18 protein-coding genes are annotated in these 19553 nt (G+C 25.9%); all 18 read right to left on the bottom strand.

Features of this window, described 5'->3' with window-relative positions; all coding sequences use genetic code 11:
• Positions 1–9: 9 nt before the first annotated feature.
• Positions 10–477, bottom strand: coding sequence for an acyltransferase (locus tag B3603_RS20180; protein ID WP_291568316.1), 468 nt, complete (start codon positions 475–477; stop codon positions 10–12).
• Between the two features lie 341 nt (positions 478–818).
• Positions 819–2006: a UDP-4-amino-4,6-dideoxy-N-acetyl-beta-L-altrosamine transaminase gene (gene pseC, locus B3603_RS20175; RefSeq protein WP_291568314.1), complete on the bottom strand. Its 1188-nt coding sequence runs from the start codon at positions 2004–2006 to the stop codon at positions 819–821.
• A gap of 73 nt (positions 2007–2079) precedes the next feature.
• Positions 2080–3126 (bottom strand): pseudaminic acid synthase, encoded by a 1047-nt coding sequence (pseI, locus tag B3603_RS20170; protein WP_291568312.1) that lies wholly within the window; start codon positions 3124–3126, stop codon positions 2080–2082.
• A 98-nt stretch (positions 3127–3224) separates the two neighbouring features.
• Entirely contained in the window at positions 3225–4184 is a 960-nt protein-coding gene (pseG, locus tag B3603_RS20165; protein WP_291568309.1) for a UDP-2,4-diacetamido-2,4,6-trideoxy-beta-L-altropyranose hydrolase, read from the bottom strand.
• Between the two features lie 129 nt (positions 4185–4313).
• Positions 4314–5435 (bottom strand): NAD/NADP octopine/nopaline dehydrogenase family protein, encoded by a 1122-nt coding sequence (locus B3603_RS20160; protein ID WP_291568307.1) that lies wholly within the window; start codon positions 5433–5435, stop codon positions 4314–4316.
• A 4-nt stretch (positions 5436–5439) separates the two neighbouring features.
• On the bottom strand, positions 5440–7263 hold the full coding sequence (locus B3603_RS20155; protein ID WP_291568305.1) for an aminotransferase class I/II-fold pyridoxal phosphate-dependent enzyme: 1824 nt from the start codon (positions 7261–7263) through the stop codon (positions 5440–5442).
• Positions 7264–7267: 4 nt separating this feature from the next.
• Positions 7268–8419: a DUF1015 family protein gene (locus tag B3603_RS20150; protein WP_291568303.1), complete on the bottom strand. Its 1152-nt coding sequence runs from the start codon at positions 8417–8419 to the stop codon at positions 7268–7270.
• A 101-nt stretch (positions 8420–8520) separates the two neighbouring features.
• Positions 8521–9531, bottom strand: coding sequence for a sulfatase-like hydrolase/transferase (locus B3603_RS20145; RefSeq protein WP_291568301.1), 1011 nt, complete (start codon positions 9529–9531; stop codon positions 8521–8523).
• An 82-nt stretch (positions 9532–9613) separates the two neighbouring features.
• Positions 9614–10270 carry a hypothetical protein gene (locus B3603_RS20140; RefSeq protein WP_291568299.1) on the bottom strand — a complete coding sequence of 219 codons (657 nt, stop codon included), beginning with the start codon at positions 10268–10270 and terminating at the stop codon, positions 9614–9616.
• 289 nt (positions 10271–10559) lie between these two features.
• Positions 10560–11309: a glycosyltransferase family protein gene (locus tag B3603_RS20135; RefSeq protein WP_291568298.1), complete on the bottom strand. Its 750-nt coding sequence runs from the start codon at positions 11307–11309 to the stop codon at positions 10560–10562.
• A 76-nt stretch (positions 11310–11385) separates the two neighbouring features.
• Positions 11386–12060, bottom strand: coding sequence for an HAD family hydrolase (locus tag B3603_RS20130; protein ID WP_291568296.1), 675 nt, complete (start codon positions 12058–12060; stop codon positions 11386–11388).
• An 11-nt stretch (positions 12061–12071) separates the two neighbouring features.
• Complete coding sequence (locus B3603_RS20125) at positions 12072–13043, bottom strand: ATP-grasp domain-containing protein (RefSeq protein WP_291568294.1); 972 nt, start codon at positions 13041–13043, stop codon at positions 12072–12074.
• Between the two features lie 18 nt (positions 13044–13061).
• Complete coding sequence (pseB, locus tag B3603_RS20120) at positions 13062–14069, bottom strand: UDP-N-acetylglucosamine 4,6-dehydratase (inverting) (protein WP_291568292.1); 1008 nt, start codon at positions 14067–14069, stop codon at positions 13062–13064.
• Positions 14070–14091: 22 nt separating this feature from the next.
• A complete protein-coding gene (locus B3603_RS20115) occupies positions 14092–15333 on the bottom strand; it encodes a motility associated factor glycosyltransferase family protein (protein WP_291568290.1) in 1242 nt (413 codons plus the stop codon).
• 13 nt (positions 15334–15346) lie between these two features.
• Positions 15347–15700 (bottom strand): hypothetical protein, encoded by a 354-nt coding sequence (locus B3603_RS20110; RefSeq protein WP_291568288.1) that lies wholly within the window; start codon positions 15698–15700, stop codon positions 15347–15349.
• 10 nt (positions 15701–15710) lie between these two features.
• Positions 15711–17471, bottom strand: a complete 1761-nt coding sequence (locus B3603_RS20105) for a motility associated factor glycosyltransferase family protein (protein ID WP_291568286.1) — start codon at positions 17469–17471, stop codon at positions 15711–15713.
• 181 nt (positions 17472–17652) lie between these two features.
• The gene (locus tag B3603_RS20100) at positions 17653–18492 is read right to left on the bottom strand and encodes a flagellin (RefSeq protein WP_291568284.1); all 840 of its coding nucleotides are present in this window, start codon (positions 18490–18492) and stop codon (positions 17653–17655) included.
• A gap of 596 nt (positions 18493–19088) precedes the next feature.
• Positions 19089–19553: integrase core domain-containing protein (locus tag B3603_RS20095; RefSeq protein ID WP_291568282.1), on the bottom strand; the 465-nt coding region annotated here is incomplete at its 5' end.

The raw sequence follows: 19553 nt of genomic DNA, 5'->3' as shown, positions 1-19553 counted from the left end.
TCTTCATCTTTAATTCTTAATTGTTTTAATGGTTTTGGCCGGTATTCCTCCTACTATTGTGTAATCTGGTACATCTTTTGTTACTACTGCTCCTGCGGCTACTACTGAGTTTCTTCCTATTGTAACTCCTTGAAGTATAATTGCCCCATATCCAATCCATACTCCAGTTTTAATATAAACACTTTTTTCATTTCCTCCTTGCATACTAATAGGGATAGAGGTGTCAGAAAAATTATGATTGTTAACTGTAATAAAAACATTTGGTGCTATAAGAACATCATTTTCAATGGTTATAGTGGCACCTCCTAACTTGCTGCTACCATGAAGCTGAGTTCCTCCTCTCAAAATTACATTATTTCCAATATAAATATTCTTTCCTCCTACAATGGTAACAAAGAGTCTTAAATCACTATTATTTCCTATATATCCAAACTTATTTTTAATAAACCACTTTTTTAGTAACTTAAATCTAATCATCCAATGAGTAGCACCAATGTCTGGTCCAATTCTATCTATTAAAAACTGCTTTATAATATTTATAAACTATCACCCTTCTGCAATTGATAATTGACAATTGAGAATTGACAATTATGGATATTTCTCCTTTAAAGGAAAAATCTTAATTTATTTTTCAATTTCACTATATAATCTATTGAAATTAATTAATATTTTTCAAAAATATATAGTAATATTTCCCAGAAAATACTTTTAGCTATTTTATTATATGAGGATGGCAAATAAATATTTACATAAAGAAAAAACCAATAGATATAATCTATTGATTTTTAAAATTTATTTTTGTATTACTTTCTCATTAACTATTTAGTTTCAATTACTTCTTTTACCTTACTTATTATATATTTAATTTCCTCATTAGTTATTGAAGGATGTAATGGTAATGTTATAATTCTTTCATAAAATTCTTCTGCTACTTTACATAACCCTTTATCATAGCCTAACTCCTTATAATAAGGGTGATAATATACAGGAACATAGTGAACATTAACTCCAATATTATTGTTTTCAAGCTCTATAAAAATTTCTTTGCGAGTTTTACATAGTTTTTCTAGCTTAAGTTTGATAACATAAATATGATATCCAGATTTAGCATAATCATATTCTATAGGTATTTCTATTTCTTCTATATCTTTAAAAGCTTCGTTATAGATATTAGCTATTTCTCTTCTTCTTTTTATAAACTTGTCTAGCTTTTTTAATTGACTAACTCCTAAAGCTGCTCCAACATCCGTAAGTCTGTAATTAAAACCTAATTCCAATTGCTCATAGTACCATGGACCCTCGTTTTTATTTATTAAAAAATTTTTATCTCTAGTTATACCATGACTTCTAAATCTGATAAGCTTATTATATAGTTCTTTATCATTTGTAGTGATAATTCCACCTTCACCAGTAGTTATTGGTTTCACTGGATGAAAACTAAATTCTGTCATATGTGCACCACTACCTATTTTTTTATTTTTATACTCACCACCTAGTGCATGAGCTCCATCTTCAATAACAATTAAGTTATATTTATCAGCAATTTTCATTATTTCATCCATATCTACTGAATGTCCTGCAAAATCAACTGGGATAATAGCCTTAGTTTTAGAAGTGATTTTTTCTTCAATCTTACTGACATCCATATTACCAGTATTCATATCTATATCACAAAATATTGGTATTCCACCACAATATAAAATTGCATTGGAAGATGCTGCAAAGGTCATTGGTGAAACTATAACTTCATCACCTTCTTCTATTTCAACAGCAAAACATGCTCCATGAAGTGCTGCAGTTCCATTAGAAAAAGCTACTGCATATCTTGCGCCAACATAATTAGCAATATTTTCTTCAAAAATTTTTACATAGGGTCCAGTAGTTAAATAATCACTTTTCAATACTTTAATAACTTCTTGTATATCATCTTCATCTATATTTTGTTTTCCATAAGATAAATATATTTCTCTTATAGGACTTTTGCAATTTATATCAAACTTATTCAATATTTCACCTTCTCACTAAAAAATCATTTAATTATTAAATATATCTATTAATAAAGTTTAAATTATGTCTTACCTATCTATTTTCAATCAAATCAAATGACATAGGTGTTCCCTTTCTAATGTCTTTACTAGCTTTTCTATCTATTATATCATTAATATACTTGCTTTCTAATCCAAACCCTGGTCTTATGCTCTTTATATTTTTCTCTGTAAATACGTCTCCTCTCTTTATATCCTCAACAACAAATAAGCTTCTTGAATGTTCTCTAGAATTTCTTTGTTTTTCTGTTAAATCATATGTAACTTCTCCAAGTGCTTTTTCTATACTTCTAATACTATCTACCATAAGTTTAAATTCCTCCGGTTCCATGGAAAATTTAGAATCCGCTCCACCATCAGTTCTTCTTAAAGTTAAATGTTTTTCTACTATTTTTGCACCTAATGCAACAGCACCTATAGCAACAGCATGTCCCATTGTATGATCTGAAAGTCCTACTACTGTTTTAAATGTATCCTTCATATTAGGAATTGTTTTTAAATTTATATCCTCTAAAGGGGATGGATAAGCAGAAGTACATTTTAATAATGCAATATCATTATTACCCATTCTCTTACAGGCATCTATTGCGTCTTGTATATCTCCCATTTTTGCTATCCCTGTAGACATTATTATAGGTTTTCCTTTTTTAGCTATATATTCTATTAAAGGAATATCATTTATTTCAAAAGATGAAATTTTATATGCTGGAACATTCATTTCTTCTAAAAAATCTACCGCAGTATAATCAAAAGGCGATGAAAAAAATATTAACCCTTCTTTCTCAGCTACCTTTTTTAATTTTGGCTGCCATTCCCATGGAGTATAAGCTTTCTGATAAAGCTTATGTAAGGTTATCCCGTCCCAAATAGTTCCTTGTTTTATTTGAAAATACTCATTATCACAATCTAGTGTTATAGTATCTGGAGTATAAGTCTGAAGCTTTATTGCATCTGCTCCAGCCCATTTTGCTTTTTTAATTATTTCTATTGCTCTATTATAATCTTGAAGATGATTGGCTGACATCTCAGCAATAACAAAACATCTTTCACTATCACCAATTTTTTTTCCATTTAAAATCATAAATAACCGTTGTTTAAACGGTATTCACTTCCCTTCTTTTTTAATTCCTATATACTATTTGTAAAAATATATTAATCTTGTAGATTTCCACTTATATATTATTTATCGTATAACTTTAAAAGTTCCTTAATCCTATACTTTCCTTTACCATCAATTAAATTTTTCATGTTATTACTCATAATAAGTCTTTCATTATAATTAATATTTAATATATGTTCTTTTCTTATATGCTTCTTCAAATAAATACACCCTAAACATTCCATAAATTGTCCACATAATTTCTGATTGTCAGCAACAATTATACCCAAAGTAGGTATACCTAAATAAGAAAGTTCATAGAGTGTAGAACCACAGCTTGAAATAGCTAAATCAACTTTTTTCATCACTTCACTCATATTAACATTTTCATATAAAAATACATTATCTTTATTATACTTTTTAATATCATCTTTAAACTTAAAGGCTGGTCCTATTATTACATGTAAATTAATCTTCAATTCTTTTAATTCACTTATTAATTCATCAGTGATATTTAAATCATCGCTTCCACCTAAGGTAATTAATACATCTTTTATATCTTTTTTTACTTCTATAGGAGAGTCTTTTAAAAATTCATCTCTCAGAAGAGTATACATACCACCACATAATACTTTAGTATTTTTTCTTACATTATAGTTAAAAAATTTACTATGTGGATTTTGATTAATTAAAATATCCACAGGATAATAATCTAATTCATTATTATCATCTATATAAATTACTTTAAACTTTTCTCCCAGACTACTTAAATATTCTTTGTTGATTCCATATCTATCAACGATAATTATATCACCATCTAAATTCTTAATACTGCCNNCTAATTCATTTTCTTCATTTATTTCAATAACCTCGATATTTTCAGATTTTACTATATCTCTCCCTTTAGCATATTTATTTTCACTTATACATATATATTTTACTTCAAACTCGTTTAAAAGTTCTTTGGCTAAAACTAAAGTCCTCATAATATGACCTAGCCCTATTTTTTCTCCTCCATCTGCTCTAATTAAAACTTTCATAAATTCACCTCTAGATATATTTAACAAAAAAGCTAGTAGAACTACTAGCTTTAACATTTTAATAAACTTAAATAAACTAAAAATAATTAGTTAATATATTACTTGAAAATATAGTTTTCTGAATCTAACTTACATAATTTTAATAAAATCATTTAGATTATTTATTCCAAAATTCTGTGGGCATCCCGTGTCAACAATATCATACAACTTACCATCTACTATATATTTTTTTCCTAATAATTCTTGTACCCAATATATTATTTTATCTATATTTGGTGTATTTATCATTAATAATTCTGCAATTCCTTTAAAAATTAATAACCCATATGGGATGTCCTCAATTATATATCTACTATTTAAATCTATTTTATATCCATCTTCACATTTAATCATTTGTGTCTTTATAGGCTTAAAAGCCTCTATGCTTCTAATCTTTTCTGTAAGTTCTTCTTCAGTTTCAGATTCGTAATAATCCATTAGTCCAGTTAAATTTTTAATATTCTCTGCAAATCCTATATCTCGCAACTTATTATAAATTCTAACAATTTCATCATCACAGGCTTTAAAAAGTTTTGATGTGTTATTATCCCATTCTCTATAAAATAATGGTTCTTTTTCGAATAATTTATTTTCCTTCTTATAAAAAATAGTATATAACCTACATGTATGTAATATTGCATTTGATGTAGTTAAGGTTATTAAAATATATGTTTTTAATATCTCAATTTTTTTATTGAACATGGTTGACAATATTGATTTAAGAACTTGTTCATCTAAATTTTTATTAATAAATCCTACTTTCAACACATCTCTTGTTCCTGTTATCTCAACTTTCCCATATTCCTTTAATCTTGATATATATGGTACTCTTTCCATTCCAAATATAGTAATATCTTTAATTCTAAGCTTTTTTACTGACCACTCTATTCCTCCATTTCCTGGTATAAATCCTATAATTGAACCTTTTTTTACACTTGGCATTATTTCTTCTAATATTTTTAATCTAATAAATCCTGGTACTGTTATTAATATAATATCTGACTTTGGAATTATATCTAGAGGATTCGTATAAATTCCATTTATTTTAGTTTCTATAATATCTCCTTTAAAAAATCCTTGTATTTTTTCTATTTTCTCCTTTTTATTTTTTGTAAGTATGTTTATATTAAAATCGCTGCTTTTTCCTATTTGTACTGCAATAGAATGACCTATAGCTCCAAATCCACAAATTGTAACATTATACTTTCTCATATTATTACCTACATAATTCTTTCATACTATCTATTATATAATTATTATCTTTATAATCTCTTACAGCTACCCTTATATATTCCTTATCTTCAAATCCGATTTTATTTTTACAATCTTTTATAAGTATGTTATATTTATCTAATAAAATTTCGGTAAGCTCCGTAGAAGTATATTTTTTAGAAACTTCGCATAAAAAATAATTTGCATTTGAATATATAGGTCTTAATATATCTATTTTACATAATTCTTTATAGAATCTATCTCTTTCTTTTGATATTTTATTACATGCTTTTATATAGTCCTTTTCATATTTACTAAATATCTGAGTAAAATATTCTCCAAATGAATTTATATTCCAAATAGGTAGTTCTCTTTTTATTTTTTCTAATGTATCTAAATCAGATGTCGCCAATATTCCTAATCGTACACCAGGTACTCCATAACTTTTGCTAATACTTTTGATTACATACATGTTTTTATTATTTTCTAAAATATTATTATCTATTAATGTGTATACCTTATTTTCTCCTGCAAAATCTATAAATGATTCATCTATTATAAGTCTTTTATTATTTTCTTCTACAAATTTTAACAGTCGCATCATTTCTTCCTTGGATATATAGTTTCCTGTTGGATTGTCTGGGTTTATTAAAAGTATATTATCTACATTATCTGATATTTGGATAATATCATCTACTGTATATTTAAATTCTTTATTTTTAGGTATAAATTTATATATTCTTTCTTTTCCAATTCTATTTGGGTATTCGTTAAAGGTAGGATAAGTTATTGCAAAGTTTCCACTTAGCTTGTCCATTAAAGATTTTATAAGTTCTGCTGCTCCATTTCCTATTGTTATATATTCATTTTTACATTTAAACATTTTTTCTGCTAACAAATTTTGTATCGATAATCCAGATGGATATTCTGATATTAAAGTTTCAAAACTATATTTCATTTCTTCCATCATGGATTTTGTTGGAAAATATGGATTTACAAGATAACAAAAATCTTTTAGTTTAGGAAATCTCCAATATCCTCCATACCTTAATTGAAGTTTTTTTAATTTTTCTTCATTTCCCGCAAATATAGTTTCAGCTATATCTAAATCTTGCATATCATCTATTTCGTACCATTTTTTATTTTCACTTAAAACTAACCCTTTTAAATCAAATTCACCAATATTAGATATAACTTTTAACACTTGTTCATAGTATTGATTTTTACCTATTGCTTTCATATATGCTTCTAAAAATGGCATATATACTTTTTCAGAAAATTTTTTTGAAAACTTATATATATTTACTGTTTTATAGTAACTTTCCGCTATATTCCAATTAAAGTTATTTTTAGATATAAAATTCTCTATAGTATTTTCTTTATTAATTATAGTAACTGTTCCATCCATCCATCTTTCAAATGGAGCAAGAACAGCCAAACTGTCATATTCACAATTAATAATCTCTTTTATTATATCTTTATCGAAAATTAAATCACTTTCTAGAATTAAAGAATCATCTTCTATTAGTTTATCTTTAGCTAGCCATAAAGAATAAATATTATTTGTCTTATTATATATAGGATTTTCTATATAATTTATATTTAATTTAGGATATCTTTTATTTAAATACTCTATAAGATTGTCTTTTTTATGTCCAACAACAATAGATATGTTATTTATATCATTTTCTAAAAGAGCATTTAAAGTATAATCTATTAATGGTTTTCCATTTACTTTCACCATACACTTAGTATTACTTTTTGTTTTATCACCAAGACGCTTTCCCATTCCTGCTGCTAATATAATAGCCTGCATATAATCACCCATTTCTTCATCTATATTTGTGAATTACTAATCCAGCTGGTATCTTAGGTTCAAACCATGTGGATTTTGGTGGCATTATCATATTATTATCTATAATTTCAAAGAATTCTTCTCTTTCTGTTGGATATAAAATAAAACCAATACCATCGTACTTATCTACTGCTTGTACTATTAGAGTATATCTATCTTTTCCGCCTATAAATTCTAATTTTTCGTCTCTTGTACAGTCTTTAATATTAAATATAGGATTTAATATTAAATTTTGAAGTATTGATACATCTAAATTATCTTCAATTTTATCTATTCTATTTAGTATATCTTTTTTTATTTTAAATAAATACCATTCTTTATTTAGATATACTCCTATTTCCCCTTTTTCTTTAGGATATATTATGTTATTAGATTTATTGATTAATTGAAAATTCTTTAATATTTTTTTAATTATATCTTTAGTTCCTAACCTATTTAAATCTTTAACCACTCTATTGTAATCCAATATCTCTACATCTTTATCGGACATGATAAATGATAAAATTGTGTCTTCTTTTCCATATAAACTTTTAGAATATATTCTATGATGTCCATCTGCTATATAAAACTTGTCAACTTTTTTCATCATGTTCTGTATTTTCTTTATATGTTCTTCTTTTTCTATTTTCCATATATATAAATCATCATTTTTATTTCGTATTCTATAGATACATTTACTATTATTTCTAACTATATTTAGTATTTTATATAACTCATCGATATGTTTGTGTATAAGAAATATAGGTGCAGTTTCACTATTATATAAATCTATTTTTTTCACCATATCCTCTATTTTTTCTATTCTTAAATTTTCATGCTTTTTTATTCGTCCACTAATATAGTGTTCCATGTTGATGCATCCTAAAATACCTTTTTTAGATATACCATTATTTCTATTCTTAAATTCACATAAATAAAAAGAACATTTATCTTTTTCAAGTTTTTCAGAATATATTAATTGAATATCTTCTGGCACACTATTAATATAATCTGATATACTTCCATTTACATCGCATAATTTATTATTTTCTATTTTTAATTTATTTAATGTTTTATGATCTATTTTTTTCAATTTACTTATCACATTTTTATTAAATCTATATCCTTTAAAAGGTACTAATACTTCCACTGATTCTCTCCCAAACAATTTACAAAATTTAGTCATAATTTTTTAACAATTATATTGCTTCTACTTGTCTATCACATTTTTAAATTACTTATATCTATTTTTTAAAAAGACTTAGTCACTAATATATCATCTTTTACATATTCATAATATTTTTTTAAAATATTTTTATTATATTCTTCATGTTCGTTAAAGTTTTCTATATGATATCCTTTTATGGTTCCATCTGATGTCACCACTATTTTGAAGTCTTGAAATATAAAAACTTCAAATCCATTTAAGTATTCACTTTTATTATATTTTTCAAAATTATATCTCATATTTTTATTATGAATAGGCGACAATGCTACCTTTGCATACTCTCTATTAGGAAGAAAAGATTTTTTATCTATTAAGCTACATACAATATTATTAAAATCCATTAGTGAAGCTACATCTTTATTTATACCCTTTTTAAAATATTTACTTTTAACTATTAATGGAATGTTTACCCTATCTTCATGCCATCCAAGTTTTGTTTCAAGTTTTTCTGGTCCTTCTCCAATTCCCTCTATTATTTGACCATGGTCTGAAAATATAAATATGTCTGCATCATTATTAAGCATATTCAAATAAAATTTTAATTGTTCATCAACATACTTTAAAGATTCTTCATATCGAGCTATATACTTATCCTCATCTATCGGCTCACCGTCTATCTCCGAAAATAGCCCTCTTATAACCTTTATATCTTTCCCTTTATGCTCTCCACCTATATGAGGTAAGTGTACTTCTGCTAATACATATAAAAGTGAAATAGAATCACTATTTAGATTTATTACGTATTGCCACAAAGTTTCACTAATATATTGTCCTGCATTTTTTACATTTATATTATCTCCCTTTATAAAGCAAGAAGATGAAGCACTGCATAAGTTAAATGAAAATCCTTGATTTATTGCTTTTTTTACACACTTACATTCATTTTCATTTATACTTATTAAATCATAATTCTTATTCATCAATACATCTTCTTCTTTTAGAGTAGGCATAAAACTTTCATAAGTATATATGGATGTAGAATATGCTTTGCTATAATATGTATTTTCCTTTGCAAATTCTCTTAAAAATTTCATTCTATTGAATTTCATTAAATCTGAACTTCTTAAAGAATCAATGTATAGTAATAATATATTTCTATCCTTATAAAACTTCAGTTTATTCTTTATTTCTAATNNTCAAATCTTCTTTCAAATCTTTTATTAAATCATAATTTTCTAATTCTTCTTCTATATATTTTTCCATATACTTAATTGCGTATAAAAAGTCCTTTATCCTTATATAATTTTCTATAATACTCTTTAGATAATACGATTTTTTATAAAAATCTTTTTCTTTACTGTATTTTTCCTTTAAATTATTTATATCAATATATATATTTGAATTAAAATAAAAAGGTGTAGCTAATTTAATTCCTTCTTCTTCTAATTTTTCATATATATCTAAACAATCTATATCCTTATATTGTTTTAAAATTATATTTTTAATTTCATTTCTAAAATTGTAAGAAGATATAATAATACAATCTATATTTTTTTTATGGATTTGTGATGGATCTATTATTTCTATACCTTCTAGTCTTTTATTTTTAAAACTATTATCTATAATGCAAACTAAATTTTTTAATTCTACACCAAAAGTAGACAATAAAACTTCAGTATGCATTCCGCCTCCCCAAATTGCAATTTTTTTATGTTTTCTTACAGCTTCTTCTATATATTTTCTTATCAATACTATTGTTTTCTTGTAATCACTATTGTTTTTTATATTATACCTTTTAGCTAATTGTTCATATTTCAACAATAAATTATTCATTTATGACCTCCTAAAATATAATAATTTATTTTAATAACTTGTACGTAGCTTTTATAAAATTATTTTTATTATTAAATCTATTTTTAAAATTTCATTTTTACAAATTTATCTAATTAAATCTTTATACAAAATATTTATAGCAAAAGTAAACTAATAATTATATAATACTAGATTTGTTTGTTTAAATTATCTAGATTAATTAAATTTATTATAAACAATTTGTATTCACATATTGCAATTCATTTTTTTACACTTATTATCTAAAGATCAATAGTTTGAACATTGTTATTTACAATAATTTCTGTTTTATTTTCTTATTTATATCTAGTAAATAACTATAGTTTTCTAATAAATTCACAACCTCTTTCGATGACATATCTTCACGTCCAAAATATTCATATATATAATTTATTAATTCAAAATCTTCTTTTGTATCAACGCATACTCTACAATCCTTGTGGTATAGACTTTCTCCTTTTATATATCCTAGTTTGAAATTCTCTTTACAGTTATATATATAATATGTTACATGTTCTCTAAATACTTCAAACTCACTTTTATTTATATTTTGCTCTGAACATGCAACACTGAAAACATGTTCTAGTGCCTTTTTTGAAAAAACTTCTACGTCAAGCCCTCTCATAAAAGTTTCTGGTACATCTAATCTAACATAATCATAATTGTACATTAAATATTTTGTTATTACGTTATCTACTATTATGGGGTCTATAAGTGGACAATCACCTGTAACTCTTACTATAACTTCTCCTCCATATTTATCAGAAGCTAGTTTATATCTTTCAAGTACATTATTTTCACTTCCTCTAAATACCTCTACCCCTAGGCTTTTTACATATTCCACTAAAGGAGTATCTGCTTCTTTAATAGAAGTAGCCAAAATTATCTCGTCAATATATTTACTTTTTTTGAGCCTCGTCAATGTATAATAAATCATTGGTTTGCCATTAATCTCTTTCAAAACTTTTCCTGGCAGTCTTTCAGATCCCATTCTCGCTTGAACTATACATATTACTTTCATTTTTATCACCTCTATGTTGATTAGACTTAATTATATGTAATACAAAGTTATAACTACTTGATTAAGAAAGTTTACTTTATTTATATTTTATTATATCTTTAATTTGCAATAGATTATTTATAGTAAAGTCTGCTTCATATTGATCTTCTAAGAAGGTTTTCATGTGATCTCCTTGTTTCCTTATTATTCTTATAGTTCTAATACCTAGTTTTCTTGCGCCTATAAAATCCTTATTAGGATTATCACCTATATAAACACACTCATTATTTAAATTATTAAAGTAGTTTACCACTTCTAAATAAGGCTTTTCATGTGGTTTCCAATATTCTTTTCCTAAATCATCACAAACCAATATTTTTTCCATAAAATTCTCTAACTTTAACGCTCTTATTTTATTCCATTGAACTTTGGAATCACCATCTGTAATTATTGCTAAATTATAATTTTTTTCTCTAAGTTCCTTTATTATTTCCATACTATCTTCGTACAAATAAAGTATTGGTTTTGAACTTCTATATATATTAACTAGATTTGATATATTTTCATCTATATTATAAGTCTCACATAAAATATTAAAAATCTTACCTCTACCATATTTATTTAATATGCTTAGACATTCTTCATACATTTCATTGAAGTTTAAGTTATATTTTTGAGATAAAAATATACATACTTCTTTAAAACCAGATTTAACAAATAATAGTTCCTCATAAAGGGTGTCATCAAGATCAAATATAACTGTTTTTATCATATCTTCTATACCTACTTATATACTGATTTATCATATCTTAGCATCGTTATCTCTTTAAAATGGCCAACTATAGAACTTACTTCTTCATTTAATATCATTTTTTTAAAATAATACCCATAGTCTACTCCTGCTTTAAAGCTTATAGGTACTCCTCCACCAAACCTTGGATTAACTTCTATAAATTTTATTTCATCTTTTGGTGTAACTATACATTGAATTGTTAATGGTCCTGCAATCGGAAAGCATATATTATCTTTGCAGTTTTTAATCATTTTAAATATTAACTCAATAGTTTTCTCAATTATTTTTTTACTTTTAACTGTTCGTGTTTTTGAGACTTCTCCACCTCTAATTTCTATTCTTTCTCTTGGAACAATTGAGATAATATTTCCTTTTGTATCGCATAATGCATCAATGGTGTATTCTGTTCCATCTATAAACTCCTGAATAACAGGTTTTTCAACATAATCCTTAAAAAAAATTAATTCTTTTTCATTATTTATTTTAAAAACATTTTTACTACCCATTCCTTCTAAGGGCTTTATTATTAATGGATATTTTATATACTTATTATTTTTTATTGCATTTTCTATCTCATCTTTAGAATAAGTAATAGGAGTATCTATGTTATTATCTTTGAAAAACCTATATGTTTCTAATTTATCATTACATATATTTACAACACTTTTATCGCTTAATAAAAGTGTTGTACCTACATCTAAAAATTTTTCTCTATGATTACACAATGTTAAAAATTCACTTTCAAATAAAGGAATAATCATATCTACTTTTTCTTCTCTGCATATTTCTATTAATATATCAATATAATTTTCGTCTTTATAGGATGGAACATTATAAAATTTATCTACATAATTTATTGCAACAATATCACTATTCAAATCTGTACCTATGACAAAAAAATGTTTTTTTAATTCTTCTATAAGTTCTACTCTTCTTCCTATAGCCGTTATTAAGATCTTCATACTTTCACCTAATCCATCCTAGTCCTGAATTTTTTTTTTAAATTCTTCTTTTAAATCTTTCTCATTGAGCCAAATTGTGTTCTTTTCAGAATTATATTCAAAGCTATCTTCTATAGCTCTTCCGCCATTTATTATTTCTTTATTAATATTTACCCAGTTCATATTTGGATAAATTATGTAGTGACTATCGTATTCATAGGTATTTCTAGAATCATCCTTTGTTATCATAACCTCATGAAGTTTTTCTCCTTCTCTTATTCCAACTTCTTTTAATATGGCATTAGGATTAATTGCCTTTGCTAAATCTGTTATTTTAAAAGAAGGTATTTTAGATATGTAAGTTTCCCCACCCTTAGATTCTTTCAATGCTTTAAATACAAGTTCTACACCTTGTTCTAGAGTGATCCAAAAACGAGTCATCCTAAAATCTGTTATTGGAAGCTCATTTACCCCTTGCTCTGTTAATGTTTTAAAATAAGGAATTACAGAACCTCTGCTTCCTGCAACATTTCCGTATCTAACTACTGAAAAAATAGTTCCTTTTCCCCCTGAGTAAGCATTTGCAGAAATAAAAAGCTTATCCGATACTAACTTAGTTCCGCCATATAAATTTATAGGATTTACTGCCTTATCAGTTGACAATGCTACAACTTTTTTAACATCTCTATCAATAGCTGCATCTACTATATTTTGTGCTCCATGAATATTAGTTTTTATAGCTTCAAAAGGATTATACTCACAAGCTGGAACTTGCTTCATGGCTGCTGCATGAACAACATAGTCTACTCCGTCAAAGGCTCTATATAAGCGTTCCCTATCCCTTACATCACCTATAAAAAACCTAAGTTTATTTGCATTCTCTCCAAGTCTATTTGCAAACATCTTTTTTACCACATCTTGCTTATATTCATCTCTTGAATAAACTATAACTTTTTTAGGATTATACTTTTCAAATAACATTTCTATAAATTTTTTACCAAAGGAACCTGTGCCTCCAGTAACTAAAATTGTACTATTATTAAGCATTTCATACCCTCTCCATTTGCTCTTATAAATTTATAATATTTTTTATATTTGTATATGTAGTTCCTTCTATTGGAAGTCCATTACTACAATTTAAAAATACAATATTTGAATTTTTACTAATAAGGCTTTCAATATTATACTTAAAATTAATAAATCCAGTAGTGGTATATACCTTTTCTTTCTTTACATTTAAAGCTTCTTTATATACTTTGCTATTTAAAGATATATAGTTACTTTTTCCATAGATTTCAATATAGGAGTCACTATGAGTCTTATGATCTAAATATGCTAAATCTTGTCCTAATAAACCAATGATCTTTGTTTTAAGCTTAATAGCAATATCTATATTAGACACCGCTACCGTCTTCCCTGTAGTCATTATTATATTGCTAAACATATTTTCTTCATTAAAAAATATATATTTAGGCCCATTATATGACTCTACTGCCCAATAGGATGCTGTATTTAAAAAGCATAGTGGAACATCTAAACCTTCTAATCCTTCTAGTTGTTTTTTTACCATTTTTTGGCAATCAGTAATAGTGATTAAATCTGGTAATATATCGTTTTTCACTAAACCCTTTAAAGCAGAGCCCACTGATAAAACTATTACTTTATCTCTTATTTCTTTTAATTCATTTATCGATTTGTCTAGTGATGGTCCTGAAGATACACATACTATTGGTTTATTTTTCACATCAAAATTGTTATTGTTTATTAATTCATCTATTACTGTGTAATCTTTTTTTTCATTTATATCTTTATTTAACATCATTATATCTCTAAATTTATTTATTCCTTTTTTACCATTTAAATAGTTATTTAATATAGTTTGTACACTATCAAACCTTCTTGGCATTGTTTTAAGGGAGGGCTTATAAATTATAATATCCTCCACTTTATTTAGTAGATTTGAAAACACAATATTAAATTCTTCATTAAATTCAGTAAAAATTTCAACTCTTTTATCCAGTAATATTTCATCATAAACTTTTAATTTCTTTCCTATTTGAACAACTTCACTATCTAAGTCAAAAATATAAATTTTACTATTTTTATTAGCATTCTTTAATATGGATTTTATATGATATCCTAATGCTAACCCATATATCACTACTGTATCTTTGCCTTTAATTAAATGTAAATTTCCTTCTACAAATTTTTCTCCATCTCTCTCCGGATAATAATTACTATGTAATAATATATTATCTACTTTTAAATTAATATTTCCATCTCTACTAGTTAACACCTGTATTTTTCTCATGCTTTAGTTATCCTTAAATATCATTAATATTTTTAATTAAAAGTTTCTGAATACTGTTTAACTCTTCAAATATTTCAAACTCAAATATATCTGACATTAATATATAGTCCTCATTTTCTAAAGCAGTATTTATTTCTACTAAGTTTTCTAATAATTTATTTGTATTTATTTTTTCAATTTGCATATCCTTAGTCTTTTCAACTACTTCAATTATCCATTGTAACCCATCTGCTATAACTGGTATTAATGTTAAAGCTTCATCTTCATTTCCTCCTTGAACATCATTGATTAATTTTAATATTCCATCTTCCTTTAATTTATCTATATAATCATTACAAGTGATAATGACTTCTTTAACTTTTTTCATAAAATCTCTCCTAAAAATACTCTTTTTTAATTAATACTAATACTTCCGCTAAACAATTTTTCATTTCATTATATATAAAGTTAATTTGCTTATACATTTTTTCTACTTTAATTTTTTCATCATCAATTGGACTATATAAAAACGCTTTACTATTTGCTTCACTTTGTATGGTGTAAAACAGCCCCTCAATAAATAAAGTAGTTTCCATTTTTCTTTCAATGCTATTATTAATTCTAGATATTCTATTAATCGCTTTATCTACTTTAAAACTATTACATCTTTTATAGTTATAGTAAAGTTCTTTATTATGTTTTAAAACTTCATCACAACATTTTTGTAGCTCTTCTATATTATTAATGCATTCATTTAAACTCTTCATTATATCAATAGAATTTTCTACCTTCTTAATCTTTTTAGAATAATGGCTTTTCTTTTTACACTTTGATTTGTATTTATCAATTACTTCATTTAAAGAAGCAATTGAAGTTCCATTTATATTAGCTCCTCCTTCTGTAGCATTAATAAAAGTATTTTTATTAAATATATTTATTAATTCTTCAAATTGTAATCTCATAAAATTCAATGACATACTTGTTCTAACTTTTTCTCCATATATATCCTCTACATAAAGATCATATTCACTTTTATTTGATAAATTATTTGAATTATGTTTTGCAATATCTGCATGTCTTTTTTCATTAGTGTATGCTAGATCTTGTCCTATAAATATTATAGGATTGCATCCAAAATGTAGAGCCAAAGCTGTACAAATATGAGCCACAGATCCCCCATAAGCTAAACTCGTAATATCTTCATTTAAATGTTTTTTTAGTACACTATCTATTGTGTAGAATATTTTGTCTCCTCCATGTTTATCTACTACATCCGAATTAGTTCCTTCATAATATACTAATGGAATATCATCTCTTAAATTGTTTTCAACTAACTGAAAAGATCTTGGGAAAGGGTCTATTACACATAAAAAATCTGGTTTTATACCTTGATTTAGCAGAGGTTCTAATGTTCTCCCACCAGTGATTATTATAAATTCATCCTGTACTTTCTTTAATAAATGAATATTTTTTGCTAGAGAAGGTCCAGCTGAGACAACTATAGCTGGTACATCCTTGTATATATCTTTTAATTCATTAACAGAAAAACTTTTTGCTACATGATGTAAATTTTTTATAGAATTTTTAATAATTTCTTTTGATAAATTTATTGAAGTATTTCTATCCACCAATTTATAAGTTATTATAGTTTTTATTAATTTAAAAAATTCAACCGATTCATTATCATATATTACTTTATAGTTCCCAAAAAAGATCACTTTTGTATTCTGCAATTTAAAAGGATCTATGAATTCTTTTAAAACTACTTCTACATTTTCACAATGCAAAATAGAAATTTTATCATTTTTTACTATATCATCATAATAACCTGAATGGCATATTAAATTAAGTGTACTTATGTCTGGCTCAATAACTAATATACTAATAGAGTTATTAAATTTGCTCACTACTTCTCTTATATGTTCTCCCGCACCTAGGCCAAAAATTATAATAGAAGTATTAATATCAATATCACCTATTTCATTAATAAACTTGTCAACATCTCTATTAACTGAATATTTACTTCCTATATAAATTTGCTTTTCATTAACATTTATCTTTAGAACATTTTTGTTGTCCTTACTTCTTTCAATTACATTAACCTTGTCACTTTTTACACTTTTTATAGTTTCAATGGTATAATTTGTTATTTCATTCATGCTTTTCTCCCATATTATTTAATATACTATCTTTATTATCGAGTACATTTTTAGAAAATTAATATATAATTTAAAAAAACATTTATAATACTATTAACAAGCTACTTATAATAAATAAAGGTGACTTCAAAAATACAAATATTTTCGAAATCACCTTTATATCTTGTTTACATTACAATAATTATCTTAATAATTGTAATACTCCTTGTGGAGCTTGGTTAGCTTGAGCAAGCATTGCTTGAGCAGCTTGTTGAAGTATATTATTTTTAGAGAAGTTCATCATTTCTTTAGCCATATCAACGTCTCTAACTCTTGATTCTGCTGCTTGTAAGTTTTCTGATGCATTGTCAAGGTTAGCTATAGTATGTTCTAATCTGTTTTGGTAAGCTCCTAATAAGGATCTTCCTTTTGATACTGTCTTTAGATTGTCATCTACAACTTTTATGAATTTAGTTGCATCTGCATTAGTTGCAACTTGAGCTTCTTTATCTTTCAAAGCATCTACTATATTATCTAATTTGATACCATCTGTAGCGAAGTCTAATTCCATTGATTGTCCACTATTTGCACCAACTTGTATTTGTACTTTTCCAGTTGTTCCTGCTGTTCCGTCTAATAGATTTTGTTCATTAAATTGAGTGTTTTTATTTATTCTGCCAAGTTCTTCCCCTAATTGATCAATTTCTGCTCCTATAGATTCTCTATCTACTGTTACGTTTGTATCGTTAGCAGCTTGAACAGCTAATTCTCTCATTCTTTGAGCTATAGCATGAACTTCATTTAGTCCACCTTCTGCTGTTTGGATCATTGAGATACCATCTTGAGAGTTTCTTGAAGCTTGATCTAAACCTCTAATTTGTCCTCTCATTTTTTCAGAAATAGCTAGTCCTGCTGCGTCATCTCCAGCTCTGTTAATTCTTAATCCTGAAGAAAGTTTCTCCATAGCCTTTCCTGAGTTTCCAACATTGATTCCCATATTTCTATGAGCGTTCATTGCATTTAAATTGTGATTGATTATCATAATAAGTACCTCCTTGAATTTTACATTGCACTTCCCTGTGCAAAATTTTATTTATTTGTTTTACAATATAATTATCGTAGATTTTACATATACTTTATAGTTTTTTTAAAATTTTTTTTATTTTTTTATTTTTTTGTTTTTAAAGTGTATATTTAGCATTATTATATATCTCAATTTATTGATTAATTGTATAGGTGAACACTATTCTCCTAAAAGTTCCAATAGACTAGTACTATAAAAAATTAAATAGGTAATTTATATTACAATAAATAATATTAAAAAATGTTATCTCATCATTAAAATTGTAATTAATATAATAAAAAATGGCGAACAGTGTTCGCCGCTACAAAATCTTGTATTATATATCTCCATTGTTCTAGTTAAGTAAATAGGTATTGTTCCGAATCATGCTGCATCTCAGAGGAACTCTTATACAATTGACAATGGATAATGGAGAATTATAGCTACCACTCTTTTACAATAAAAGTTTTGAATTTATCTATTTTTAAAACCACAGAGTTACTTTTATTTAAAGAAATTAATTTACAAAATTAATTTCAACTACAATTGTCGGATTGGCCCCCTCAAATGGGACACTATATGCTAATTACTAGCTCATTCTTAAAGTTACAATTTTTTAGATTATAGAACTCATCAGGAGTTCTATAATCTATTGATGAATGAACTCGTATCGTATTATATCCATATACATATTTATCAATGATGGCTTCCGCCTCTTCTAAACTATTAAATATCTTACCAGCTAGGCACTCATCTTGAAGATATCTATGATATGACTCTATATGTGCATTGTAGTTTGGGCTATGTACTGGGATTCTTTCATGAATCGTCTTTTCTTTTATACATAACTTTTCAAAGTCATGAGCTATAAACTGTGAACCATTGTCTGTACGGACAGTAAGTCCGTCGACAGCATCTTTGATACCTCTGTTGTATAATGCTGTAAGCAATACTTCTTGTGCTGCCTCAGCATTAGCAGAAAGTGATAGCTTACATGCTATAATACTTCTATCAAAAACATCAATAATTGAAGCTAAATA

The organism is Clostridium sp. UBA2485, assembly GCF_002341865.1.
In the GTDB taxonomy this organism is placed as follows: domain Bacteria; phylum Bacillota; class Clostridia; order Clostridiales; family Clostridiaceae; genus Clostridium_J.
The sequence above is the reverse complement of the archived record's forward strand: the minus strand, read 5'-3'. Positions and strand labels throughout refer to the sequence as shown.

Excerpts from the sequence above, each read along its gene's own strand:
- B3603_RS20115 (WP_291568290.1), bottom strand. The coding sequence starts at position 15,333 with ATGAGAAAAATACAGGTGTTAACTAGTAGAGATGGAAATATTAATTTA.
- B3603_RS20105 (WP_291568286.1), bottom strand. The coding sequence starts at position 17,471 with ATGAATGAAATAACAAATTATACCATTGAAACTATAAAAAGTGTAAAA.
- B3603_RS20125 (WP_291568294.1), bottom strand. The coding sequence starts at position 13,043 with ATGAAGATCTTAATAACGGCTATAGGAAGAAGAGTAGAACTTATAGAA.
- B3603_RS20110 (WP_291568288.1), bottom strand. The coding sequence starts at position 15,700 with ATGAAAAAAGTTAAAGAAGTCATTATCACTTGTAATGATTATATAGAT.
- B3603_RS20135 (WP_291568298.1), bottom strand. The coding sequence starts at position 11,309 with ATGAAAGTAATATGTATAGTTCAAGCGAGAATGGGATCTGAAAGACTG.
- B3603_RS20155 (WP_291568305.1), bottom strand. The coding sequence starts at position 7,263 with ATGGGTGATTATATGCAGGCTATTATATTAGCAGCAGGAATGGGAAAG.
- B3603_RS20100 (WP_291568284.1), bottom strand. The coding sequence starts at position 18,492 with ATGATAATCAATCACAATTTAAATGCAATGAACGCTCATAGAAATATG.
- pseI (WP_291568312.1), bottom strand. The coding sequence starts at position 3,126 with ATGATTTTAAATGGAAAAAAAATTGGTGATAGTGAAAGATGTTTTGTT.
- B3603_RS20160 (WP_291568307.1), bottom strand. The coding sequence starts at position 5,435 with ATGAGAAAGTATAATGTTACAATTTGTGGATTTGGAGCTATAGGTCAT.
- B3603_RS20180 (WP_291568316.1), bottom strand. The coding sequence starts at position 477 with ATGATTAGATTTAAGTTACTAAAAAAGTGGTTTATTAAAAATAAGTTT.
- pseB (WP_291568292.1), bottom strand. The coding sequence starts at position 14,069 with ATGCTTAATAATAGTACAATTTTAGTTACTGGAGGCACAGGTTCCTTT.
- B3603_RS20130 (WP_291568296.1), bottom strand. The coding sequence starts at position 12,060 with ATGATAAAAACAGTTATATTTGATCTTGATGACACCCTTTATGAGGAA.
- B3603_RS20145 (WP_291568301.1), bottom strand. The coding sequence starts at position 9,531 with ATGAAATTTTTAAGAGAATTTGCAAAGGAAAATACATATTATAGCAAA.